The sequence below is a fragment of the Photorhabdus noenieputensis genome, from assembly GCF_018448935.1.
Taxonomy (GTDB): Bacteria; Pseudomonadota; Gammaproteobacteria; order Enterobacterales; family Enterobacteriaceae; genus Photorhabdus; species Photorhabdus noenieputensis.
This window is the reverse complement of the sequence record NZ_RCWC01000034.1, coordinates 41,453-64,281: the sequence shown is the minus strand read 5'-3', so window position 1 is coordinate 64,281 and position 22,829 is coordinate 41,453. Positions and strand designations below refer to the sequence as shown.

The window sequence follows — 22,829 nt, the reverse complement described above, 5'->3', positions numbered from 1 at the left end:
TCTGAGAAATGTTCAGTAAAAATATCAAAGCACATGGTTTTTGCTCTCAAAAAGAGAGTATGAGATCATAACTATTACCGTCGGTCAAATCTGATTTTTTTAACAAAATATTCACGATCTTGCCCTGCGGTAGATTAGGTGTTAGGGTAAAGATTTAGAGTGGAAAGTTAAGTAGAAAGAATTGCAGGAATAAATAGAAGGAATAAGATAAATATAGTTTCCAGATGTTAAATATATATTTGTGAATGTATTTTTGATTCAAAAATGTTGAGTTACTATTACTGTTAATTATACAAAAATAGTTAACCTTATAAGAAATAATAACGACGCATAATTATTTTTCTGAGTTAGACTTTGATTGGCATGAGTTACAAGGGGATTATTTTTAAAATGATTTAAATATATTGATTATGAAATATTATTATCTGATTTAAGGAAGGTATATGAATCACAAAAATGATTTTAAAGCTTTTTCTATTAATAATAATGCAAATGTAGTGAGTCAAGAAAGATATGAAGAAAGTCAGAGTTTAAAAACTGGATTTCCACCAGATAATATTACTGTTCATTTGCTCAATAAGGTATTGCGTCAGTCGTCAACAATAGCATCTGTTGTGTCTAATTTTATTGCAACCTATTCCGGTAATGATGTTTTGGACGATGGGGATATAATTAAACTCGCTGCCCAATTAAATGAGGCGTTAGAGCAAAAAATTGCAACCAAAGTACCAAATGCTTCATTAACACAGAAAGGCATAACTCAGCTTACAGAGATGGTTGGTAATAGTAATACACTGGCAGCAACTCAGAAGCTTGTTTCCGATGTAAATAATAATGCTAACAGTAGGTTGTCCAAAAACCAAAATGGTGCAGATATTCCTGATAAAAATGAGTTTGTGAAAAATTTGGGTTTATCGGAAACGGTGAATTTAGCTAAGAATTCAGCTCAGAACGACTGGGTGAGAGGGAACTATGCGTTAAAAAAATCTCAAGAACAATTCACATGCAGTAGCTTAGATGTAGATGCAAACCACGAGTATGCAGGTATTCGACTAAAGAAGAAAGATGGATATTATGTCCAAATGGCAACGAACCCTGACGGGCAAGATCCATTAACTATCTATTACAGAGATAAAAGTGGCAATACCATCTGTTACGCAAGTTTACAAAAGAAATCCGGAACATTAGCAATGATTGACGATGTTAGTGCTGTAAATATTCCGGTCGGTGCCCCCATCCTGCATTCGTCAAGGTACACTCCAAAAGGGTATCTTTATTGCAACGGCCAGACATTTGATAAATCTCAATACCCGCAATTGGCGGCAGCCTATCCTGACGGTAAAGTACCTGATTTGCGTGGTAAATTTGATACATTTAATTACATAGTGAGAGCAGTATGCAACATAATGACTGAACAAAAATACGCTTTAGAGCATGAAACAGCCGTATTGGGTAAAGATGGATTAGCAATTCAAGCAGGCTGGATAAAAGTTCATTACACTAATCAAATTACACGAGAATTCACACACTCTGATATTGAATATGTCATGTTGGGTGTCAGTTTGTCAGCGGGTGCTTATCCTGATGCGCCAGAGCTTCCTGATTCTGATGATATGGCTATTTGTCGCAGTGAAGACGGTAAGCGTTGGGAAATAGTACCTGATTATCGCGGAAAAATTGTTTACAACAAACAAACCCGTGCACAGCAAGAAGTTACCGAATTGGGTGAGCTGCCAGAAATTCTGACATTCAAGAAACCTGATACCGATTACGATAGATGGGATGGTAAAGAGTGGGTAGTTGATAAAGATCTTCTCAAATCCCATCAGATTGCAGGAGCAAAAAGGAAGCAAGCAGAACTGTTACGACAGGCAAATGAAGCACACTCGTTGCTGCAAGATGCTGTTGATATAGGTATGGCAACAGAAGCAGAAAAATCAGCGTTACTCGAATGGAAAAAATACCGGGTATTGCTTACTCGTGTAGATATTCTGCAAGCGTCTGATGTGGAATGGCCGGAAGCGCCGAGATAAGAGCAGTAATAATTAGGTAATTTTATATTTCGGAGTGAGAGGAACTGGCTTGTAAGTGGTTATGAATGCCAAGTTTGAAGTCGGGGTTTTGCCCCAGTTTTTCCCCAGCCAAATCCCACGCATAAAAAAACCAACCCTAACAGGTTGGTTTTTCTGGGGAAATTTGGTCGGCATGAGAGGATTTGAACCTCCGACCCCCGACACCCCATGACGGTGCGCTACCAAGCTGCGCTACATGCCGATAATTCCTAGTATAGTACTGATTTTTTATCTAAAAGCAAGTGCTGAATTTTGTGACCGATTGATTTTTAAGCATTTAATTAGCTATAAAATGTTTAACCTCGGTTAATATCTGTAATAGTTGCGCTAGATTGGGTTTAGCATCTTTGATTTCGTTGCCTTCCAGATCATATAAGTGATAGTCACCATTTTTATCCAGGAATAGGGTATTTTCGCTGGTTGTAATGATTAAGGAGCCATCATCACCAGTAATCACCCACGGATTATCACGCTGTGCTGCAAATAGATCTTGGCCTTGAGAATAATCAGCAGGAGTATTGCTGACATGCAATAAACGTAGCATTAATGTTGTCATGACATCCTGATGACTGGTCAGTTTATTAATTGTCTGTGATGGTGTTCCTGGCCAATGAATCAGCAATGGAACATGCATTTGAGCACGATTAAATCTGCCATTGTTTATCCATCTAGGTGGATGTGTAGCGGCGATTTCACTGTGTTCAGCAGTAATAACAATGACAGTATTGTTCAGTGCGTTTTTGTTTTTTAGTATCTCTAGCACAGTATTAATCTGACCATCAAGAGCAGCAGCATTACCTACTGAATCTATTTTATCCAAGCCACTTAGCCTCAAGAAGGAGAACCACGGAGCGTTAGTATTGGGTAAATTTAGCCATTGCTGCCATTGTTCGATCGTAAGTTGGTTACTTTGGTTGATCTCGGTGGGCAATGAATAGTCGGAAAGTAATGCATGACGATAAAGCGGAGTACCAAACCCTACAGAAGAGAATAGGCCGAATTGATATCCCTGATGCGTTAGCGCATCAATTAGGGCTGATGATTTACGTCCAGACAGTATTCCATCCAGATAACCAGAAGAAATACCATAAAACAACCCGAATAGAGCGGTATCATTTTGAATCCCAGTACTGAAATGTTGATTGAACCGAATGTTGGTTTCTCTGAAATGAGAAAGCACAGGCATATTCTCTGTAATATCTCTATTATCCAGTTTATCAACTACCAGTATTAACAGGTTGTATCCGCTTCCTTTATCCTGATAAGTCAGATCATTAAGTGGATATTCCACTGTCAGCGCAGCAGGATCACCCTGTTGTATCAGGCGGCGCTGATATTCCTGTTGATCGAGCAGCCCATGTTTTTCAAGAAATTTACGCGCTGTCATTGGATAGGAGAGCGGCAGGTTAGAACGTTGCATGGTAATCGGGCGATAAAAATTCGCATCAGCCCAGATATACATCAAATGAGAAGCTAAAAAAGCCGAAATAAAGACAGCAGCTAATGGTTTACCAAGCCGTTGCCGATTCAGGCTGCGTAGTTTCTGCCAACTCCAGGTACCAAATAACATCTGTATCAGAAAAATGACTGGAATACAGATGAACATTAGCTGCCATTCTCGTGCGAGTTCCCCTTGATCAGGATTGATCACTAAATCCCACACTAAAGGTGTAAGGTGAAGGTGGAAACGGTTGTATATGGCAATATCGAATATTAACAGCGTCAGCCCGGCTGTGGCGAAAATAGCTGAAAGAAACCTTAGCAGACGCTGTGACATGACAATAAATGTCAGTGGAAACAGGATCAGCAAATAAACGGCAAAAACAATAAAACTAAAGTGCCCAAGCCAACTAGCCAGAGCATAGACTCGGCCGAACAGTGAGCTCGGCCAGTCAGAAACAAACAGGTAACGGCTACCTAATCCAAGACTGAACAGAATATTAAATAGGGCAAACCAATGCCCCCAGCTAATCATTTGGGAAACTTTTTCACGATAACGCTGACGGCTAGTTACCATATTTTGTTTACATTGTAGTCTTAGTTAAAAATTAATGGGCTTTATCTTCGTTTACCGAAGATTTAAGCGCGTGTGCAAACGAGTCAGCAATATGTCTGCGCTGTGCAGGAGATATACTCGTATTGATTAAATTTGTTACCATATTGCCCAGTACCATTAAAGAAAGGTCTGTCGGCGTACGGTTCCTTTCCAGAACACTGACTAGTTCTGTTAATAAGCGTTCAACGTGTTCGTCACTGTAACGAGATGACTGTGGCATAGATTTAAACTTCCTGAACTAACAAAGCGTATTATCTTACCGTATAGATGCGTGATTTTCCGCTCTTTTGTGGCAAATTAATTTACGGTTAAGATTATGTTGCAGTAATAACCTATTTTTAGCAATTTTTTGATATCTGCCAGTAAATTATAGTTGATGGCAGATGGAGAAACGCTATTTTCTTTCGGGGTTTTTTATTGCAGTCGTTTGTTATCGGTGTTTGAATGCGTGTTTCAAAACGCATGAAGTCAGCCGCGAAAGGAGTAGAAAGAATGAGTCTGCAAATAGATCAGATTGCCTTGCATCAATTAATCAAGCGTGATGAACAGACATTAGATGTTGTGTTGCGTGATTCTTTACTCGCCACCGATCAAGTGGTGGAAGATATGATGGCTGAATTACATCGGGTATACAGCGCAAAAAGTAAAGCTTACGGCTTATTTAATGAAGAAAGTGAATTGGCAGAGGCGCTCAGACATCAGCGTAAAGGTGATGAAGATTTTCTTGGGTTCAGTCGTGCAGCAACAGCGCGTCTGAGGGATGAACTGGCGAAATATCCGTTTGCCGAGGGAGGAACGGTCCTGTTTTGTCAGTATCGCTATCTGGCGGTAGAGTATTTATTGATTGCTGTGCTTAATAGCTGTAACAGTATGTCGGTTAACGATAATCTAGATTTAAATACTACGCATTATCTGGATATTCCTCACGCAGATATTGTTGCTCGTATAGATTTGACGGAGTGGGAAACTAATCCTGAATCAAGCCGTTATTTAACATTCTTGAAAGGGCGAGTAGGGCGCAAAGTTTCAGATTTTTTTATGGATTTTCTTGCTGCCAGCGAAGGTATGAATGCTAAGGTTCAGAATAAGGGCCTGTTACAAGCAATTGATGATTATTGTGAATCTGGTCAGCTTGATAAGAATGAGCGTCAAGCCTATCGTCAGCAAGTATACAGCTATTGTAATGAACAATTGCAAGCGGGAGAGGAAATCGAAGTTAAGGAGTTGTCTCAGGCATTACCCTCGTTTGGAGAACAGAATTTTCAGCAGTTTTCTCAAGAGCAGGGATATGAACTGGAAGAGAGTTTTCCGGCAGATCGCAGTACGCTGCGTCAGCTAACTAAATTTGCTGGCAGTGGTGGCGGATTAACAATCAATTTTGATGCGATGTTGTTTGGTGAGAGAATTTTCTGGGATCCAGCAACGGATACTTTAACCATTAAAGGTACACCACCAAATTTACGTGACCAGTTACAGCGCCGTAGCAGCGGTCATTGAGGCCCAAAAATAAATAACGCCGCAAATGCGGCGTTATTTACTCGGCGTCCCGAAAAGCTCGGCTGTGGCTAATTAAGCACGCAGGAAGTCAATGTGCGCCAGTTTTGGTTTAAACGGATGGCGCTGTACAGCCTGCACTTTAACTTTAGTTTCTTTACCGTCGATAACCAGGGTCAGAACTTCGCTATAAAATTCAGCTTTGTGTTCCATATTGATAACCTGATCGTGATCCAGTTCAATAGAAACTGGCTCTTGGTTGCCACCGTATACGATAGCTGGAAACTTGTTAGCTCTACGCAGGCGGCGGCTCGCACCCTTACCCTGCTCTTTACGTACTTCTGCGTTAATAGTAAACATTGTTTTTTCTCTTTAAGAAGAAAATAAATCCTGCTACAGGCGACCCAGCAGCAGGTTCGAGATTTGGCTTAACGTAGGTTAAGCGGGCGGCATTCTAGCGAAAAATGGCGGTTACAGCAAATGGAATAGGCCAATCTGAATCTATTAGTACAATTCGTCTGCTCGTCGGAAACGTCCTTGGTAATCAAAGATTTTTTCACGAATCTGCCAGAATCGGCCTTTTTTACGGGCGACCACAAAATCTGGATGACGTAATAAAGGTTGCTGGTGAACGATATCTGAGGCTGTTTTCCAGTTAAAAGGTATCGCCGGAGCACGCTGATGTTGACGAAGAAATTGGTACTCAAAGAGTCGTCGTTGGGCCGGGGTGGTAAGCCGAAAACGTTCGGAAACATCAGCGCCATCTTCATCGTAATAGATGATTTTCAGCCATTCTCCTTTACTGTCAATTTCAGGGATGAGCTGCATACCACCACAACGCAGCACCAGTGCGTCTTTGAGTTTCAATGCGGCTTTCAGCATATCGTCAGGATCAACCAGCACCTCCTGGCAACTATGGCAATGCCGTGCTGCGATATCATTTTCTGCACCGCAATGAGGGCAAAGTTTAAAACGAAAACGGAACTCACATTGACGGCGTTTGCCGCATTGATCCTTTTCCCAACCCTGACAGCGGCGGCCGAAGTGTTCAATAATTTCACCGTCGGAGGTGCATTTTCCCCAAAATATATTGGCGAAGTTACAGATAGGGCAGAATACTTGAACCGGTTGGCTCTGTTTATCCGGTTTATTGCTGCCAACTTCTGGTGTGTAGAGATCGTGAGGATTTCCTGCATAATCGAGAATCAGGCAATCTTTTTTGCCGGGAAATAAACGTAAACCACGACCGATAATTTGCTGATATAAACTGACGGATTCAGTAGGGCGCAGAATAGCTATCAGATCAACATGGGGAGCATCAAATCCAGTTGTTAATACGGCGACGTTAACCATATAGCGTAATTGCTGAGTTTTAAAGGCTTCGATGAACAGATCACGATCAGCGGTTGATGTATCGGCGCTGACTAATGCGGCTTGGCCGGAAGGGAGTAATTGAAAAATCTCTTTGGCATGTTCGACAGTTGCAGCAAAAAGCATAATGCCTTTGCGATCAGCGGAATATTCAATGATTTGTCTGATAATATGAGGCGTGATGCGTTTTTGTCGTTTGATTTCGTGATTTAAATCAGTTTCATTGAAGATGCCTTGCTGACTGGAGCGAACTTGGCTGAAATCGTATTGCATAACCGGCATATCTAGCCGTTTTGGGGGCACCAGAAAACCGTGTTTAATCATATAACGTAGGGGCAATTCATATATGCAATCGCGGAAAAAACAGTTTTCATCACCACGGATCATTCCGTGATAGTGATATTGATATATCCAGCCGATAGCCAGCCTGTAAGGTGTTGCTGTTAAGCCAAGAATACGTAATTGAGGGTTATTTTGCCGAAGGTGATGAATAATTTGCTGATATTGGCTGTTTTCATCATCGCTAATGCGGTGGCATTCATCAATTATCAGTAAAGAGAATTGATTATCAAAATGTTCAAGATTTCGGGCGACAGATTGTACACTACCAAATACCACTTTTCCTGTGCTTTGTTTTTGCTGCAATCCGGCGGAAAAAATGTCTGCGGGTAAACCGTATGCACAATATTTGCTGTAGTTCTGTGCAACTAATTCTTTTACATGAGCTAGTGCTAATACTCTCCCACGAGCTAATTTTGCCAGTTCAGCAATAACTAAGCTTTTACCTGCTCCAGTTGGTAATACAATGACCGCGGGCTCATGATGGTACCGGAAGTGATTAATGGTGGCATCCACGGCTTCTTGCTGATAGGGACGTAAAGTAAAAGTCATAATCATTCCGCAACAGAAAAATATCCGTAAAAGAGTAACATTTTTCTTATCAATTTGCTGTGAACGCAAGTCAAGATAAGATAATTATCTGATTGAGTGAAACTGTAACTGGTTATAACAAATAGATAATTGTTGTTTATAGTAAACATAGTTATGATTAGCTTTAAAATCTTTTAAGTTCATTTCATATCTTCTTTGTTTGGTGGCACTGTTTGGTGGCACTGTTTGGTGGCATTGTGTTGTAGTGCCAAGATAAGTGTCAGGATAGTGGATTACGTTCATTTTTAAATTAATTAATACAGGTGTCTTCATCCATGCGATTGGATAAATTTTTGTCACAACAGCTTGGTATCAGTCGGAATGACGTAGGACGCGAGTTGCGTGCGGGGCGTATCACGGTTGATGATGAGATTGTAAAAACTGGAGCTTATAAATTAACTCCAGAGCAACAGGTCATGTTTGATGGTTCGTTATTGGAACAGCAACAAGGGCCTCGTTATTTTATGCTAAATAAACCACCAGGGTATGTCTGTTCCACCGATGATCCGATAAATCCGACGGTTCTCTATTTTATTGATGAGTCGGCAGCGCATAAATTACATACGGCTGGTAGGTTGGATATGGATACCACCGGTCTGGTTTTGCTAACCGATGATGGTCAATGGTCTCATCGCATTACTTCCCCAAAACATCATTGTAAAAAAACATATCTAGTCACACTTGAATGTCCGATTGCAGCAGAGACGGCAGATAAATTTCTTGCAGGTGTTCAACTTAATGGTGAAAAAACACTGACAAAACCTGCCCAACTGGAAATTCTGGAACCTCAAGAAGTCCGCCTGACGATTAGTGAAGGGCGTTATCATCAGGTAAAACGTATGTTTGCAGCGGTGGGTAATCGGGTAACAGCACTTCATCGTGAGCAAATCGGTGAAATCATCTTAGATCCTGAATTGGAGCCAGGAGAGTACCGGTCATTGACTAAGCAAGAAATTGCCAGTGTCAATGTTCCTTAATTTTAGTTTTAGTTAATTATTTTAAATATTGGAGCAATATACGTGCAACAACAACGATCATCCTATTTAGGACTGATTTTAATCCTTGGGCTGCTTTCTATGTTAATGCCTCTTGCCATTGATATGTATTTACCGAGTTTGCCGACTGTTGCCGAAGATTTCGGTGTAGATAGCGGACGGGTTCAGATGACGCTGAGCAGTTATATTCTTGGTTTTGCTATCGGTCAGATGATATATGGTCCGATGGCTGACAGTTTGGGGCGTAAGCCGGTTATTCTGGGTGGGGTTACTGTATTTGCTCTGGCTTCGGCTGCGTGCGCAACGGTTCAGAATATCGATGATTTTATTTATATGCGCTTTTTACATGGATTCTCGGCCGCCGCCGCAGGGGTTGTCATTAATGCGCTAATGCGAGATCTGTTCACCAAAGATGAATTCTCGCGTAGCATGTCTTTTGTGATATTAGTAATGACTATTGCTCCATTAATTGCACCAATTCTTGGTGGCATGATAATGATTTGGTTCACATGGCATGCTATTTTTTGGAGTATTGCGGTAACTGCTGTTATTACCATATTCCTTGTTGCTTTCTTTATAAGAGAGACTTTGCCAAAAGAGAAAAGACAAAAATTTCATCTTCGTACGACTGTAAGTCAGTTTATTATGTTATTTCGCCAGCGTCGTGTATTTTGCTACATGCTTGCCAGCGGTTTTTCATTTGCAGGAATGTTTTCTTTTCTTAGTGCGGGGCCATTTGTTTATATTGAGTTAAATGGTGTTTCTCCTCAGCACTTTGGTTATTACTTTGCGCTTAATATCGCATTTCTGTTTGTGATGACGACAATAAATAGTCGCTATGTCCGGCGTTTTGGCGCGTTGAAGATGATGTATTGTGGTTTGAGTGTGCAGTTTGTGATGGGGGGCTGGTTGTTACTGTCTACCGCACTCGATTTTGGTTTTATTGCTCTGGTCATCGGTGTTGCAGCTTATATATGTGGTATTTCTATGATTACATCTAATGTCATGGCGGTGGTTTTAGATGATTACCCACATATGGCCGGAACGGTGTCTTCATTGGCGGGTACGATTCGTTTTGGTATTAGTGCCTTAGTTGGTGTATTACTTGCCATGTTACCAGCACGTAATGCCTGGCCAATGGTTGGTTCTATGGTTTTATCTGTTATTTTGGCTGTGTTGCTTATTATATATGCAAAAAAGAGTCGGTAAGTAAAAACAGAAGGCTGTTTTCATGTGCAGCCTTTTCCTTAAAAAGAAACTTATTGTAAGCGAAAAATATTTTTGATGATATTTTTCGGTTATAATTTTATACGAGATTATTGAGGAGCTATTTTATTTTAAAATATATATCTTCCTTCATTGATATATTCTTGATTGATAGCGATAGGATTTAATGATATTTAAAATAATCAATTAAATCATTTTGTTATGATTTTTTTGTTATTTTAAGATTTACTATTAAGCAATGAGACTGTAATAAGTTTGTAGTATCATCAGCATTTTCTGTATTACTGAAATTATCATTAAAAACGATAATTTTATTAAAGAGAGTATTTTCCCTGAATATTATAAGGAATTGAGCGATTGGCTGTGCTTAATAACTATAAATGGTAGTACGGAGCTATTTATGGAGAGGCGAAACTATTATTGCCTCATTGTTTTTTATTATTGTTGTTGCGTTTTGTTGATTTTTGTATTTCCGTTGGGCTAAGAGGCTAACTTTTTACTGTAAGGAAATTCCGAAATGTTTTGCTGTGCGAATAAATTGTTGTTGATGTATTGATGGTAACTATAAGTCTTTGTTGTATTTTTGTTAAATTAAAAAATATTCAATGGCGTTATCATTAGGTTGTCATTAATTATACCTTATAAAACACATTGTTATCTATTTGTTTTTACAGTTCTTATTTGATTTTTATGTTAAAGTGTTGAGTTGAAAAAATAAAATATGTAAACAATCATTAAACATAAAGTTGGGTTTTTGCATAAAAATTAGTTGAGTTTTCTTTAAAAAAAGTATAAATATATGAGAAATGAGAGATTGATCTCACTTTTTATAAGGTGAAATTTGGAATTAATGTAATACTATAAACACAAATTTAACTTTTCGTTTACCTTTTTTGGGGGTTAGTTATTCGGTTTTGGCGAGTAGAACACCTGAAGATAGCCGCTAACTTTAACTTTTGTATCTATATTCTTTCAGGTAGGAATGATTCGTGAATAATATTCAGCTTTCGGTGGTACATCGGCTGCCGCAAAGTTACAGGTGGTCACCCGGTTTTGTGGGTATCAAAGTTGAGCCACTTCCGGTTGATGAAGTGAATGCAGAAAGCAGCCTGATGGGGTTGAAGTTACTCAGCCACGAGGACGGGGCTGCGTGGAATGTTATGCAAAAATTGCAGCAATCACTTGCTGATATGCAAATCGGAAGCACTGTGATTGAATTGGAAGGTCAACCGTGCTTGTTTATTAATAGTGAAGATGAAAGTGCGGTTATGTGTCGTTTGAAGACACTTGGCGCTGCCATTGCTGAAAAGATAACTGCGCTTTATCCATTCTGATATAAACGCGAAAAGCGCTTCCTTTGGTGGAAGCGCTTTTTTGTGGGCAGGGGAAAAATTTTTAGCCGTTAGGTACTTTTTATCCGTTAGGTATAATTATCCGTTAGGTACCATGTTATTGCTGATGACTCGGCGACCGCCGTAATAACGTTTGCTCCAGTATGTGCTGCTTAACCTGGAAACGATGACACCATTGCTAGTAGAGGCATGGACGAATTGGTCATTGCCAACATAGATGCCAATATGCCTGGTACGTGTACCTGTCTTAAATAAGACTAAATCGCCAGGGCGCAATCTTGAACGGTCGATTTTTTTGCCAATATTTTGTTGTTCAAATGTTGAACGTGGCAGTTCCATACCAAATTGATCACGGAAAGTACGTTGAACAAAGCCAGAACAATCTATACCGCGTTTAGTATCGCCACCGAGTCGATAGGCAACGCCCTTCCAGCCATTGTATTGGCTAAGAATTTTAGATTTTATGTCCAGATTACGAACGAGCGCTTCGAATTCATCCTGAGACGCTTGAAGTAAGAAGCCGTTCTTACCGTTTACTGCATGCGTATCAGTTTGTGTGTTACGAAACCTTGATGAATCTGGCGAGCTGCACGCGGATAAAGTAATCGCTACGAACAGCGCGGGTATCAGCCGCGTCATGTATCTCAGAGCAGGTTGAGACTTGACCATTATTTTTGTTTTCCCTTGCTATCCTTACCTTAGTTGGTCGCTATTATTGAAAAATATCAAACGCTTCGAAGCCTGGTGTTAGAAAAAACAATGAGTAAACAACGCGCTTGGTGAAAAAACGCGTCTGATGCCACGTTTTATAACGATATTTACAATAAATGTCATTTAGACCGAGAGTACAGAAACAATCAGGAAAAGGCGAGTATTTAATGACATAATTTACAAAAAATTAGATTTCTAAGTAGGAGAGATCAGGAATGTTGCTAATTTATGTTATTTATGTGGGTTTTATGAGCTATTGGGAAAGTTAAATACCTTCCCAATATTATTCGGTAAAAAGAGTTTATGGGAAAGCCCTTAAATTGGGCGACCAATTTGTGGCAGATTCTTATCCAGCCAGTTAATCATGATGTCACTTAATGGTGTTAATAGTAGCCAACTTGTTCCGATTAGCACCAGAGATAAAGAGCCGACTGCAATATCAGTAAACCAATGCGCTCCTGCCATGATACGAGGTAATGCAAAGATTACCATAATCAATAATGCGGTACAGAATGCTCTGCCTGAGATATAGCGAAGGATAAAGCAGCTAAAAATCAGGAGCATTAATCCGTGATCGCCTGGAAAGCTATCGCCTGATGCATCTTTTGTTACCAGATTGGTCATTTCGCTAATACGATTGATATGATCAAAGGTTAATGTTGGACTTGGACGGATAACAGGGAGTAGATGGCCGATTTGGTTAAGTATAACTGCGCTTATTACCATGACCAAACCAATCATGAATAATCTGCGTTTGCCATCGTAATTCTGTTTACGAAAAGCGTTGTAATATAGTAATCCCATACATAAAAGTGAAATGGCATCGAAGGCCCTGATATTCACAAATGCGACAAATTCTGTGAATATTGAACCTGGGATTAATTTTGCATTAAAGAAGTAGAAGATTGCAGAGTCGATTTTGAACCAAAAACCGTGTTGTTCTGGTAAATACCAGGAGAAAAACAAAGTAATCCCTAACAGGTTCAGTATAAATATGGTAAATGGGTGACTGCGTGTCATGGGAGACCTATTTGTTAAAAATAAAACAAGTGGTAACTAAACTTACGATTATGTAGGTTAATATAACAAATATTGAGTAATAATGTCACAATTCTTAAGAGACTGTAAGTTAATTTGTTGTTTTTTTATCTGCTTTGTGTTTTTTTCTTCATTTTTTATTTACTTTGGCAACTATTCCTCCTCAATTCTGTGGATTTTTATTGAGTGATGTTGGGGGGGTTAAGGCTGTAACTTCTTAATTTATTGATAATTTATTCTGATAATTCTAATATTGTAAGATATAAATACCTTTATCAGCTTTAATCGCTAAAAATTATAAATAAACAACGAAAATAGCCGTTACCAATACATAGACTCATAAATTTTTCCGATTTCTAGATTGATTTCATTTTTAGAAATCGCAGCAAATGATGCTGTTTTATGGTGGGGGCTTTATGTCTATGTTCCGGGTTATGATGGGTTGTTTTTTTCTGGCGATTCCTAGTCTTGCCAATAGTGGGTCGGAAACAACATCAAGTACAGGAGTTATTCGCTTTTCAGGTGCGATTGTTGAATCACCGTGTCGTTTCGATTGGCGTGATAACTGGGCTGATACCACTTGTTGGCGAAAGGGACATAAGATTACCCAACGACGAAAGCTCGATTTGCAAAATGATATTTATTTTTATTTACCACACCAAATGGGGGTAACAGAGATTAAATGGATAAAAGGAAAAGAGAAAATTGGTGTTGTTACAATTTTCTATAATTGATGTTAAGAAAAATTTCATATGTTATTTATTTTATGTTTAATTTAAGAAGAGTAAGGATGTTATTTATCATTGCTAAAATGAATGAGTGACAGATTTATATTGTATTTTATTTGGGAATTTTAATTATGACCAAATGCTAAAGGGAAAGCGGGTGACTGATTTAATTAATGGAATAGGTAAAGTGAGTTACCCTGTTTTATACTGGGCAACTCAGAATTAGATAATACTGTTAATCGCAACGTCCCATATAGCGACGTTCTGCAATATGGATACGGATTTTTTCCCCGCTACTGATATATTCAGGTACTTGCACGGTGAGTCCGGTGCTCATTTTGGCAGGTTTTGTCCGTGCACTGGCAGAAGCGCCTTTAATTCCAGGGGCTGTTTCTTCGATCACCATATCGACTGTCTGTGGCAGTTCAAGGGCAATGACTTGTCCTTCTATTGTCAGAACTTGCATACCCGGCAGGCCACCTTCAGGAATAAATAACAACTCTTCTTCGATTTGTTCCTTTTTAAAGTGATAAGGTGTGAAATCTTCATCATCCATGAAAACATATTCATCGCCATCAATATAGGAAAAGTTAACGCTACGACGAGTCAGGCTGATCGTATCAAGGATATCATCTCCTTTGAAGCGTTCTTCCACTTTCTGGCCGGTACGGATATCAGTAAAGCGCATTTTATATAGTGTGCTAGCTCCCCGGGCGCTTGGCGCTTGAATATCAATGTCTTTGACCAGCAGTAACTTACCATTATAACTGACGGCACTACCGCGTTTAATTTCGTTGGCTTTAGCCATATGTAACCTTCCATAAAACTGCAAGAGAATAATCGGCGACAAAATTACTCGTAGTCAAGGTATTAGGCAAGTAGGGATTAAAAAAACCCCACTGTTTTTTTACATTGGGGTTGTAGTAAGAATGTTTTATATCAACGATACATAGGTAATAAATCAAGAGAGGATAAAATATGAGCTATAGCATTTATCAAACCAAACAGGATGATAAACCCAATAAGAAATTTTCCTCCTGGTGCTCGGTAATTGGCTTCTGGGAAGCGCTGGCGACTTGCCCGAGCCATCAGTGCTGGAATAATGACAGCCCAGATGGTTGCAGCGAATCCAGCGAAACCAATGGCATGTATAAAACCGTTGGGGAATAGTAAAGCTAGCGCTGTTGGTGGAATAAATGTCACTAATGCAGATTTTAACCGGCCGGTGTTGTTATCTTTAAAGCCAAAGAAGTCAGCTATGTAATCAAATAGTCCTAAAGAGACACCAAGAAATGAACTGGCTAATGCCATATAAGAAAAGGCATTTAGAAGTTGGTGAACGGTTTTGCTGTCTGTTGTATTATCCATGTGTTTTAATAAAGCATCGATATTCCCGCCATCAGCAATAATCTGTTTGAATACTTCTCGGGGAATATTTCCTTGAATGACATATTGCCACAAGATGTAAATAGCTAATGCGATTAATGTACCGAATAACAGGCTGCGAATAACGGCTTTGCTATCTTTATGATAATATTTTACTAAACTTGGAATATTACCGTGATATCCGAATGAGACGAGTAAATAGGGCAGAGCGGCTAAAGCATAAGGTATATAATTTGTTGCTGTGTCGTTTGATATAGTATCCGTCTGATGATTAAACAGGATGACATATTTAACTTCGGTAAACATGCCGCCAGCGGACATAAAAAAAGTAATAACCATACCTCCGATCAAAATTGTGCTCAGACGATCCACAGCTTGAGTCGATAACCAGACAATAAATGCAACGATAAAGGCGAAAATAAGGCCAGCATTTGCCTGTGATATCGAAATAATATTTTTAAAATTGTGGACAATTATTGAGCCACCCGCTGAAATATAAGCGTAGGTCAATATATAAAGCACGAATGCAATAGAGATACCATTGATTGCATTCCATCCTTTACCGAGTAAATCTTTAGTCATGGTATGGAAGCTGGCACCTGATGGATAGTTCAGGTTAGTTTCTAATATCATCAAGCCAGAAAAATACATACACGCCCATGTGTAAAGCAGCAGAATAATTGAGCCAGTAAACCAGACACCAGAAGTCACCACGGGAGTAGAGAACATTCCTGCGCCGACAGCAGTTCCGGCAATTATCATTGCACCTCCTAGTATGGGAGGGCGCTTTAAACTCTGGGTTGTCTCAATGGACATATTTAACTCCTGCTGGTATATTGTTTCTTTGTACTAGCTTAAAGATACATTTTTGTTTATAGAGTGTAAATAGATGTCATAAAGGATTATTTGAAATTGAACTAACATAAGTTAGTTCATTCGGTCAGATAAAATTTATTTTCTTGCCACATTTTTATTGCATTCCGGCTGGCTTCAAAATGAGGTTCAGGAAGATTGTCGGGATCACACCACATAAACTGTTCACATTTTTCTGGCTCCATCAATTTTGGGTCATCACCCGGATGTTTTGCCAGTAAACACACCGAAATAGTATGTTTTCCTTCTTGTTGATAAGTTTGAAGATTATTACAAATACCGTAGACTTTTGGTGACTGAATCACCAGACCTGTTTCTTCTGCAATTTCACGGATTGCACATTGTTCAAAAGTTTCTCCGGCATCAACATGACCGCCAAAGATTGACCAGTATGGTGCATGTTTACTGCTACGTTTTCCAAGTAATACTTGACCATGTTCATTTACAATAACCACGCCAACACCCACAATGACAGACATTTGGTTTATTCCTTCATCTAAGTTTCAGCAAATTTGCATCTCATTTTGAGAAAAATTCAATGCTATTCTTATCCGTAAATCAGTTTAAGGCAATAATCAATAAAGTACGGAATTTAACTGAAACGATTCAATTTTAGTGATATAAATAGAACTGAAAAATTCATAATAATGATGATCATCTACTTAGGAGACATTGGGCAAAATGAGCTGTAGAGTTGCCACTATCACCCTAAACCCTGCTTATGATTTAGTGGGATTGTGCCCGGAAATCGTCAAGGGGGCAATCAATCGAGTGCAAACCGCCGGGCTACACGCTGCGGGAAAAGGCAATAATGTTGCTAAAGTTTTGCGTGATTTAGGTATTGATGTCACGGTGAGTGGTTTTTTGGGTAAGGAGAATCAGGAAGGATTTCAACAATTCTTCAATGAAAATGGTATGGTAAATCGTTTTCATTTAGTACCGGGCAGAACACGGATTAATGTCAAATTGACAGAAGAAAGCGGTGAAGTGACAGATTTTAACTTCTCTGGTTTTTATGTCGGTGAAGCTGAATGGTCGGGATTTGTTAATGATTCGCTTTCATGGCTTGGACAGTTTGATATGGTCGTTGTTAGTGGTAGCTTACCTGCTGGTGTCTCTGCTGAATCGTTTACCGACTGGATGACCTGTCTACGTCAGCTTTGCCCTTGTATTATTTTCGATAGCAGCCGTGAAGCATTGGTTGCAGGGTTAAAAGCATCTCCTTGGTTAGTTAAGCCGAATCGTCATGAGCTTGAAGTGTGGGCGGGGCGTTTGTTACCTGAATTATCCGATATCATCATGGCTGCACATCAACTTAGGGATCAAGGAATTGCTCATGTTGTCATATCCTTGGGTGAGCAAGGGGCATTATGGGTTAACGCATCTGGGGCATGGTTGGCAAAACCACCACATTGTAAAGTTGTCAGCACGGTTGGTGCCGGTGATTCAATGGTTGGTGGCTTGGTTTATGGTTTGCTGATGCGGGAATCCAGTGAACACACGTTGCGATTGGCGACGGCTGTATCTGCACTTGCGGTTAGTCAACCTAATGTGGGTATCAGTAATCGCCCTCAATTAGCTGCCATGATGGCTGACGTTGAACTGATACCCGTTAAATAATGCTTTAATTAAAGAATAATTAATTTTGTTGTAATTTCAGCCAGGCAATTTCTTGCGGCCAAATATCTGGGTTTATCGTTTCAAGGATGAGCGGAATACCATCAAAACGAGCATCTTTCATAATATAACTGAAAGGTGTTTTGCCAATATTTCCTTCTCCAAGGCTATGATGTCGGTCAACACGACTGGCGAATTCACTTTTGGCATCATTTAAATGCATTCCGCGTAGATATTGAAAGCCGACAACTTTTTCAAACTGCTGAAAAGTTTGTTTACAAACATCATCTGTACGTAAATCGTAGCCAGCCGCAAAGGCGTGACAGGTATCAATACAGACACCCACTCGGCTTTTATCTTCAACTCCGTCAATAATTGCGGCCAGATGTTCAAATTTGAAACCCAGATTAGTGCCTTGACCTGCCGTATTTTCGATAACAGCAGTGACTCCCTGGGTTTTATTGAGAGCAATGTTGATAGATTCTGCAATACGTGCCAGGCATTTATCCACATCTATTTTATTGAGATGACTGCCAGGATGGAAATTTAATAAATCGATTCCTAATTGTTCGCAACGTTGCATCTCATTAATAAAAGCTAGCCGGGATTTTTCCAGAGCTTCACTTTCTGGATGGCCGAGATTAATCAGATAACTGTCGTGAGGGAGAATTTGTCGGCTGCTATATCCATAACGTTCACAATTTTCTTTAAATTTATCGATAACATCAGCGGCTAAAGGTGGAGCATTCCACTGGCGCTGATTTTTTGTAAATAGGGCAAAGGCGGTAGCTTTTAATTCGTGTGCCCGGATAACCGCTTGATCAACTCCACCGGCAGCGCTGACATGTGCTCCAACAAATTTCATATTTTTCTCCTTCCTACTTTACGTCATTATGGCATTGTTCAATCACTCAATGAACCTTAAGAATGGAAAGGTTATATGTTGCTGAAATTTCTCCGTGTGGACTCTGGTTAACCGAACAAATGTTGAATGCCCAGATTTATCAAAAAACCACCTATTATCAGCCATATAAACAAAATTAAAGCTAATAAAATGGGTTTAAATCCGGCCTGACGGATGGCACTCACATGAGTAGTTAAACCCAATGCTCCCATTGCCATAGTAAGCATAATAGTATCGATATTAATCAGAGAATGGACTATTGCGGTAGGCAATAAATTGAAAGAATTAAAACCCGCTATTGCAATAAAAATCACCGCAAACCAGGGGATAGTCATTGGTGTTTTCTCCTGATGGTTTCTTCCATTTTTAGTGCGGGCACGGCTAATGTAACGGGATAATAACAACAGGAATGGTGCCAACATCATAACCCTGATCATTTTACTGATAACGGCTGCGTTTTCCGTTTGATCACTAATTGCATGCCCAACAGCAACAACTTGAGCAACTTCGTGAATGGTAGAGCCAGTAAAAATACCGAAAGTTTCCTGAGTAAGTGGTAACCACTGATAATACTCATTGAGTTGATAAAACCACGGATAAATGAAAATAGCGATAGTGCCGAAGATGACAACTGTTGATACCGCAACGGCAACTTTACTGGCAGGGGCATTGACTACCGGCTCTGTTGCCATAATAGCCGCTGCACCGCAGATACTGCTACCGGCACCAATCAGTATTACCGTTTGCTGGTCTAATCTAAAGAGTGATTTGCCTAGCCAGATTGCAATAAAGAAAGTGGAAGACAATATTACTGCATCAATCAAAAGGCCGGTAACGCCAACATCGGCAATTTGCTGAAATGTCAAACGGAAACCGTAAAGAATAATACCTGCCCGCAAGAGATAATGTTTTGAGAAATGGATACCCTTATCACAATAAGGTTTGAGTAAAGGGTAGACAGTATTACCGGCAATGATCCCTGTAAGGATCGCCAGTGTTAATGTGCCCAGTCCCATATTAATAAACCATGAAATATTTCCGGCATATATTGAGATTGCAGTAAGTATTGCCGCTAATATTAACCCTGGTATTAATTTGATACCGGGAATAGATGGTTGTTTGCCGAATCTTTCAGCACGAATGTCAGACATAGATATTTTCTCACTTTGCTTATTATGTTTTAAACATAAGCATATAGAAAATTAAATTATCATTAAAATTGATAATTTTTTTATATGTAATCTAAAAAAGTGGTAAAAAAGAGGATTTTTGTTAAGTTGTTTATTACTGTATAAAATTAAAACAAGCTAACTTTGACTGACACCATATTTTTTTGCGGGGCAATATGCATATCACATTGAGGCAGTTGGAAGTTTTTACTGAGGTATTGAAAAGCGGTTCAACGACGCAAGCCTCTCAGCAATTGGCGCTATCTCAGTCCGCAGTAAGCGCCTCATTAACGGATCTGGAAAATCAGCTTGGCGTACAGCTTTTTGATCGGGTAGGAAAGCGGTTGGTGACTAATGAACATGGTCGTCTACTTTATCCCAAGGCTTTGGCACTGCTAGAGCAGGCAGGGGAAATTCAGCAGTTATTCAAACAGGAGTTGGGTGCGTTACGTATCGCTGCCAGTAGTACTATTGGTAATTATATGTTGCCGGAAATGCTGGCAAATTATCGTCAGGATTTTCCTGATACGCCATTAGAGTTAAATATCAATAATACGCAGGATGTCATCAATTCAGTGCTGGAATTCCGTGTTGATCTTGGGTTGATAGAAGGTTCCTGTCATAGTCCTGAATTGATAACTCAACTATGGATGGAAGATGAGTTGGTTGTTTTTTCTTCTCCTGAAAATCCGCTAGCTAAACAGGATCTAAAATTGGATGATTTAGTTAAGGCATCATGGATATTAAGGGAGAGCGGATCGGGTACAAGAGAAGTGCTAGATCATCTGTTGTTTGCGCGTTTACCTGGGTTCAAGATTTTGATGGAATTGGGAAACTCTGAAGCGATAAAACATGCGGTCAAATTTGGTATGGGCATCAGTTGCTTATCCAGACGAGTCGTTGCAGAACAATTGCAAAATCGCACTTTACTGGAGTTAAAAGTGCCAGGATTAAGACTTTTCAGAACATTGTACCTAATTCATCATCGGCAAAAGCACATGTCTAACGCGCTGCAAAAATTGCTCAGTTATTGCCGGTAAAGTTTACGTTCGGCCTAAAATCCAAAATTAGCTGTGTTACTTATAATTTTCTCTACATTATGAAGGTATCTTATAACAGCGCTTCCTCGCTATTTTGATAGTGAGGATTTGTTACAATCCGCCATCAGATTTATTCGCAGCTAACAGGAACAGAATGTCTCAACAACAAAAAAGTGTTTCCCGGAAACCAGCAGAGCAACATTTGCGACGTGAATTGAAAGCTCGGCATCTGGCGATGATTGCCGTTGGCGGATCAATAGGTACTGGGTTATTCGTGGCTTCAGGTGCGACAGTTTCACAGGCAGGGCCTGGCGGAGCATTACTTTCCTATGCATTAATTGGCTTGATGGTTTATTTCCTGATGACCAGTTTGGGTGAACTGGCCGCTTATATGCCGGTTTCCGGCTCTTTCTCGACTTACGGTTCCAAATATGTTGAAGAAGGGTTTGGTTTTGCCTTGGGTTGGAACTATTGGTACAACTGGGCGGTGACTATCGCGGTGGATTTAGTTGCTGCTCAATTGGTTATGGGGTACTGGTTGCCGGATATGCCGGGTTGGATCTGGAGTGCGCTATTCCTCGCGCTGATTTTTCTATTGAATTTTATTTCAGTGAAAGGATTTGGTGAAGCTGAGTACTGGTTCTCTTTAATTAAAGTCAGTACGGTTATTGTCTTTATTGTGGTCGGATTACTGATGATAGCCGGTATCATGAAAGGAGCTGAGGGAGCTGGATGGCATAACTGGACTGTTGGTGATGCACCTTTTGCTGGTGGCTTCGCAGCCATGATTGGCGTGGCAATGATAGTTGGGTTTTCTTTCCAGGGAACCGAGCTGATTGGCATTGCGGCGGGTGAGTCAAAAGATCCGGCGAAAAATGTTCCTAGTGCTGTACGTAAGGTATTCTGGCGTATTCTGCTGTTCTATATTTTTGCAATCCTGATCATCAGTCTGATTATTCCTTATACTGATCCAAGCCTATTGCGTAATGAGGTCGGTGATATCAGTGTTAGTCCGTTTACGTTGGTATTTGAAAACGCCGGTTTATTATCCGCCGCGGCTATGATGAATGCGGTTATTTTGACGGCTGTGTTGTCTGCGGGTAATTCAGGTATGTATGCATCGACTCGTATGTTGTTCACATTGGCAAAAGAGGGTAAAGCACCGAAGATTTTTGGCAAATTATCCAAAGGCGGTGTTCCACGTAATGCTTTGTATGCAACAACTGTGGTTGCTGCGTTGTGTTTCCTCAGTTCAATGTATGGTAACCAGACCGTCTATCTGTGGTTGTTGAATACCTCTGGGATGACCGGTTTTATTGCATGGTTGGGGATTGCTATCAGCCATTATCGTTTCCGCCGTGGTTATATAGCTCAGGGATTGGATTTAAGTAAATTACCTTATCGTTCAGGATTTTTCCCTGTTGGCCCAATCTTTGCGTTTGTTTTGTGTCTAATCATCACATTAGGACAGAATTATCAGGCATTTCTACAAGATAAAATTGACTGGTATGGTGTAACTGCGACTTATATTGGTATTCCACTATTCCTGTTGATTTGGTTTGGTTATAAACTAGTGAAGAAAACTCGTTTTATCAAATATGGCGAGATGAAATTTCCTGATATCTCAAATCAGTGAATGTGAATACGCTAAATCGTGATTAATAGGCGGGCAGGAATCTTTGAAAAAATTCCTGCCCGCTTGGTTTTTATGGTTTTTTAATTCAATTCACGATTAATTTATTATTATCTTAATGTTTTATTTATTTGAGTAGATAAGCCGTTATTGATAAGAAATTAAAAGAAAACCCCCATTTTGTGATCAAATGGGTATTTTTTATTTTTCATAGCGTTAATCATACAATTAAT

The 22,829-nt window shown here is 39.8% G+C and carries 20 protein-coding genes, 1 tRNA gene and 2 pseudogenes; 11 read left to right on the top strand and 12 right to left on the bottom strand.

Annotation, left to right across the window (positions count from 1 at the left end):
- Nucleotides 1-443 precede the first annotated feature (443 nt).
- The 3 genes and pseudogenes from EAE91_RS18970 to EAE91_RS18960 form a co-directional block, all read left to right on the top strand.
- Nucleotides 444-836 (top strand): annotated as a pseudogene (locus EAE91_RS18970) (tail fiber protein); the annotation flags it as partial.
- Between the two features lie 246 nt (nucleotides 837-1,082).
- Nucleotides 1,083-1,355: pseudogene (locus tag EAE91_RS24765) on the top strand (phage tail protein); the annotation flags it as partial.
- A gap of 51 nt (nucleotides 1,356-1,406) precedes the next feature.
- The gene (locus tag EAE91_RS18960) at nucleotides 1,407-2,033 is read left to right on the top strand and encodes a tail fiber assembly protein (RefSeq protein ID WP_214089849.1); all 627 of its coding nucleotides are present in this window, start codon (nucleotides 1,407-1,409) and stop codon (nucleotides 2,031-2,033) included.
- A 164-nt stretch (nucleotides 2,034-2,197) separates the two neighbouring features.
- Here EAE91_RS18960 and EAE91_RS18955 read toward each other — a convergent pair.
- The 3 genes from EAE91_RS18955 to EAE91_RS18945 all read right to left on the bottom strand — a co-directional run bounded on the left by EAE91_RS18955 (nucleotide 2,198) and on the right by EAE91_RS18945 (nucleotide 4,348).
- Nucleotides 2,198-2,274: transfer RNA gene (locus tag EAE91_RS18955), tRNA-Pro, on the bottom strand.
- Between the two features lie 75 nt (nucleotides 2,275-2,349).
- Complete coding sequence (gene yejM / locus EAE91_RS18950) at nucleotides 2,350-4,089, bottom strand: LPS biosynthesis-modulating metalloenzyme YejM (RefSeq protein ID WP_214089844.1); 1,740 nt, start codon at nucleotides 4,087-4,089, stop codon at nucleotides 2,350-2,352.
- Between the two features lie 31 nt (nucleotides 4,090-4,120).
- The gene (locus tag EAE91_RS18945; protein WP_011147091.1) at nucleotides 4,121-4,348 is read right to left on the bottom strand and encodes a YejL family protein; all 228 of its coding nucleotides are present in this window, start codon (nucleotides 4,346-4,348) and stop codon (nucleotides 4,121-4,123) included.
- A 272-nt stretch (nucleotides 4,349-4,620) separates the two neighbouring features.
- Between EAE91_RS18945 and yejK the strand changes: the two genes are divergently transcribed.
- Nucleotides 4,621-5,625, top strand: a complete 1,005-nt coding sequence (yejK, locus tag EAE91_RS18940) for a nucleoid-associated protein YejK (RefSeq protein ID WP_214089848.1) — start codon at nucleotides 4,621-4,623, stop codon at nucleotides 5,623-5,625.
- Between the two features lie 72 nt (nucleotides 5,626-5,697).
- On the opposite strand, the gene rplY is transcribed toward yejK, so the two are convergent.
- Both rplY and radD read right to left on the bottom strand, forming a co-directional pair.
- Nucleotides 5,698-5,982, bottom strand: a complete 285-nt coding sequence (gene rplY / locus EAE91_RS18935; protein WP_036777310.1) for a 50S ribosomal protein L25 — start codon at nucleotides 5,980-5,982, stop codon at nucleotides 5,698-5,700.
- A gap of 144 nt (nucleotides 5,983-6,126) precedes the next feature.
- On the bottom strand, nucleotides 6,127-7,884 hold the full coding sequence (radD, locus tag EAE91_RS18930; RefSeq protein ID WP_214089843.1) for a DNA repair helicase RadD: 1,758 nt from the start codon (nucleotides 7,882-7,884) through the stop codon (nucleotides 6,127-6,129).
- Nucleotides 7,885-8,198: 314 nt separating this feature from the next.
- Between radD and rsuA the strand changes: the two genes are divergently transcribed.
- The 3 genes from rsuA to EAE91_RS18915 all read left to right on the top strand — a co-directional run bounded on the left by rsuA (nucleotide 8,199) and on the right by EAE91_RS18915 (nucleotide 11,479).
- The gene (gene rsuA, locus EAE91_RS18925) at nucleotides 8,199-8,900 is read left to right on the top strand and encodes a 16S rRNA pseudouridine(516) synthase RsuA (protein WP_214089842.1); all 702 of its coding nucleotides are present in this window, start codon (nucleotides 8,199-8,201) and stop codon (nucleotides 8,898-8,900) included.
- A gap of 42 nt (nucleotides 8,901-8,942) precedes the next feature.
- Complete coding sequence (locus EAE91_RS18920; protein ID WP_214089841.1) at nucleotides 8,943-10,127, top strand: Bcr/CflA family multidrug efflux MFS transporter; 1,185 nt, start codon at nucleotides 8,943-8,945, stop codon at nucleotides 10,125-10,127.
- A gap of 1,007 nt (nucleotides 10,128-11,134) precedes the next feature.
- Nucleotides 11,135-11,479, top strand: coding sequence for a YejG family protein (locus tag EAE91_RS18915; protein ID WP_036777304.1), 345 nt, complete (start codon nucleotides 11,135-11,137; stop codon nucleotides 11,477-11,479).
- Between the two features lie 96 nt (nucleotides 11,480-11,575).
- Here EAE91_RS18915 and mepS read toward each other — a convergent pair whose 3' ends face one another.
- Nucleotides 11,576-12,166, bottom strand: coding sequence for a bifunctional murein DD-endopeptidase/murein LD-carboxypeptidase (mepS, locus tag EAE91_RS18910; protein ID WP_214089840.1), 591 nt, complete (start codon nucleotides 12,164-12,166; stop codon nucleotides 11,576-11,578).
- A gap of 357 nt (nucleotides 12,167-12,523) precedes the next feature.
- A complete protein-coding gene (locus tag EAE91_RS18905) occupies nucleotides 12,524-13,228 on the bottom strand; it encodes a phosphatase PAP2 family protein (RefSeq protein WP_214089839.1) in 705 nt (234 codons plus the stop codon).
- A 434-nt stretch (nucleotides 13,229-13,662) separates the two neighbouring features.
- Between EAE91_RS18905 and EAE91_RS18900 the strand changes: the two genes are divergently transcribed.
- Nucleotides 13,663-13,980: a hypothetical protein gene (locus EAE91_RS18900; RefSeq protein ID WP_244868931.1), complete on the top strand. Its 318-nt coding sequence runs from the start codon at nucleotides 13,663-13,665 to the stop codon at nucleotides 13,978-13,980.
- A 229-nt stretch (nucleotides 13,981-14,209) separates the two neighbouring features.
- On the opposite strand, the gene yeiP is transcribed toward EAE91_RS18900, so the two are convergent.
- The 3 genes from yeiP to EAE91_RS18885 all read right to left on the bottom strand — a co-directional run bounded on the left by yeiP (nucleotide 14,210) and on the right by EAE91_RS18885 (nucleotide 16,712).
- Nucleotides 14,210-14,782: an elongation factor P-like protein YeiP gene (gene yeiP / locus EAE91_RS18895; protein ID WP_036777297.1), complete on the bottom strand. Its 573-nt coding sequence runs from the start codon at nucleotides 14,780-14,782 to the stop codon at nucleotides 14,210-14,212.
- A 131-nt stretch (nucleotides 14,783-14,913) separates the two neighbouring features.
- Nucleotides 14,914-16,176 (bottom strand): tryptophan permease, encoded by a 1,263-nt coding sequence (gene mtr, locus EAE91_RS18890; RefSeq protein WP_214089838.1) that lies wholly within the window; start codon nucleotides 16,174-16,176, stop codon nucleotides 14,914-14,916.
- Nucleotides 16,177-16,292: 116 nt separating this feature from the next.
- Nucleotides 16,293-16,712 (bottom strand): nucleotide triphosphate diphosphatase NUDT15, encoded by a 420-nt coding sequence (locus tag EAE91_RS18885; protein WP_214089837.1) that lies wholly within the window; start codon nucleotides 16,710-16,712, stop codon nucleotides 16,293-16,295.
- Between the two features lie 202 nt (nucleotides 16,713-16,914).
- Here EAE91_RS18885 and fruK point away from each other — a divergent pair, with 202 nt between their 5' ends.
- Entirely contained in the window at nucleotides 16,915-17,853 is a 939-nt protein-coding gene (gene fruK, locus EAE91_RS18880) for a 1-phosphofructokinase (protein ID WP_214089836.1), read from the top strand.
- A gap of 19 nt (nucleotides 17,854-17,872) precedes the next feature.
- Here the strand turns inward: fruK and nfo are convergent, their stop codons facing one another.
- Both nfo and EAE91_RS18870 read right to left on the bottom strand, forming a co-directional pair.
- Entirely contained in the window at nucleotides 17,873-18,715 is an 843-nt protein-coding gene (gene nfo / locus EAE91_RS18875; RefSeq protein ID WP_214089835.1) for a deoxyribonuclease IV, read from the bottom strand.
- Between the two features lie 107 nt (nucleotides 18,716-18,822).
- Nucleotides 18,823-19,905 (bottom strand): YeiH family protein, encoded by a 1,083-nt coding sequence (locus EAE91_RS18870; protein ID WP_214089834.1) that lies wholly within the window; start codon nucleotides 19,903-19,905, stop codon nucleotides 18,823-18,825.
- Between the two features lie 194 nt (nucleotides 19,906-20,099).
- Here EAE91_RS18870 and yieE point away from each other — a divergent pair, with 194 nt between their 5' ends.
- Together yieE and EAE91_RS18860 are read left to right on the top strand one after the other, a co-directional pair.
- A complete protein-coding gene (gene yieE, locus EAE91_RS18865; RefSeq protein ID WP_214089833.1) occupies nucleotides 20,100-20,963 on the top strand; it encodes a DNA-binding transcriptional regulator YeiE in 864 nt (287 codons plus the stop codon).
- Between the two features lie 154 nt (nucleotides 20,964-21,117).
- Nucleotides 21,118-22,599, top strand: coding sequence for an amino acid permease (locus tag EAE91_RS18860; protein WP_214089832.1), 1,482 nt, complete (start codon nucleotides 21,118-21,120; stop codon nucleotides 22,597-22,599).
- The last annotated feature ends 230 nt before the right edge of the window (nucleotides 22,600-22,829 follow it).

Excerpts from the sequence above, each read along its gene's own strand:
- EAE91_RS18960 (WP_214089849.1), top strand. The coding sequence starts at position 1,407 with ATGACTGAACAAAAATACGCTTTAGAGCATGAAACAGCCGTATTGGGT.
- yejM (WP_214089844.1), bottom strand. The coding sequence starts at position 4,089 with ATGGTAACTAGCCGTCAGCGTTATCGTGAAAAAGTTTCCCAAATGATT.
- EAE91_RS18945 (WP_011147091.1), bottom strand. The coding sequence starts at position 4,348 with ATGCCACAGTCATCTCGTTACAGTGACGAACACGTTGAACGCTTATTA.
- yejK (WP_214089848.1), top strand. The coding sequence starts at position 4,621 with ATGAGTCTGCAAATAGATCAGATTGCCTTGCATCAATTAATCAAGCGT.
- rplY (WP_036777310.1), bottom strand. The coding sequence starts at position 5,982 with ATGTTTACTATTAACGCAGAAGTACGTAAAGAGCAGGGTAAGGGTGCG.
- radD (WP_214089843.1), bottom strand. The coding sequence starts at position 7,884 with ATGACTTTTACTTTACGTCCCTATCAGCAAGAAGCCGTGGATGCCACC.
- rsuA (WP_214089842.1), top strand. The coding sequence starts at position 8,199 with ATGCGATTGGATAAATTTTTGTCACAACAGCTTGGTATCAGTCGGAAT.
- mepS (WP_214089840.1), bottom strand. The coding sequence starts at position 12,166 with ATGGTCAAGTCTCAACCTGCTCTGAGATACATGACGCGGCTGATACCC.
- EAE91_RS18905 (WP_214089839.1), bottom strand. The coding sequence starts at position 13,228 with ATGACACGCAGTCACCCATTTACCATATTTATACTGAACCTGTTAGGG.
- EAE91_RS18900 (WP_244868931.1), top strand. The coding sequence starts at position 13,663 with ATGTCTATGTTCCGGGTTATGATGGGTTGTTTTTTTCTGGCGATTCCT.
- yeiP (WP_036777297.1), bottom strand. The coding sequence starts at position 14,782 with ATGGCTAAAGCCAACGAAATTAAACGCGGTAGTGCCGTCAGTTATAAT.
- mtr (WP_214089838.1), bottom strand. The coding sequence starts at position 16,176 with ATGTCCATTGAGACAACCCAGAGTTTAAAGCGCCCTCCCATACTAGGA.
- EAE91_RS18885 (WP_214089837.1), bottom strand. The coding sequence starts at position 16,712 with ATGTCTGTCATTGTGGGTGTTGGCGTGGTTATTGTAAATGAACATGGT.
- fruK (WP_214089836.1), top strand. The coding sequence starts at position 16,915 with ATGAGCTGTAGAGTTGCCACTATCACCCTAAACCCTGCTTATGATTTA.
- nfo (WP_214089835.1), bottom strand. The coding sequence starts at position 18,715 with ATGAAATTTGTTGGAGCACATGTCAGCGCTGCCGGTGGAGTTGATCAA.
- EAE91_RS18870 (WP_214089834.1), bottom strand. The coding sequence starts at position 19,905 with ATGTCTGACATTCGTGCTGAAAGATTCGGCAAACAACCATCTATTCCC.
- yieE (WP_214089833.1), top strand. The coding sequence starts at position 20,100 with ATGCATATCACATTGAGGCAGTTGGAAGTTTTTACTGAGGTATTGAAA.
- EAE91_RS18860 (WP_214089832.1), top strand. The coding sequence starts at position 21,118 with ATGTCTCAACAACAAAAAAGTGTTTCCCGGAAACCAGCAGAGCAACAT.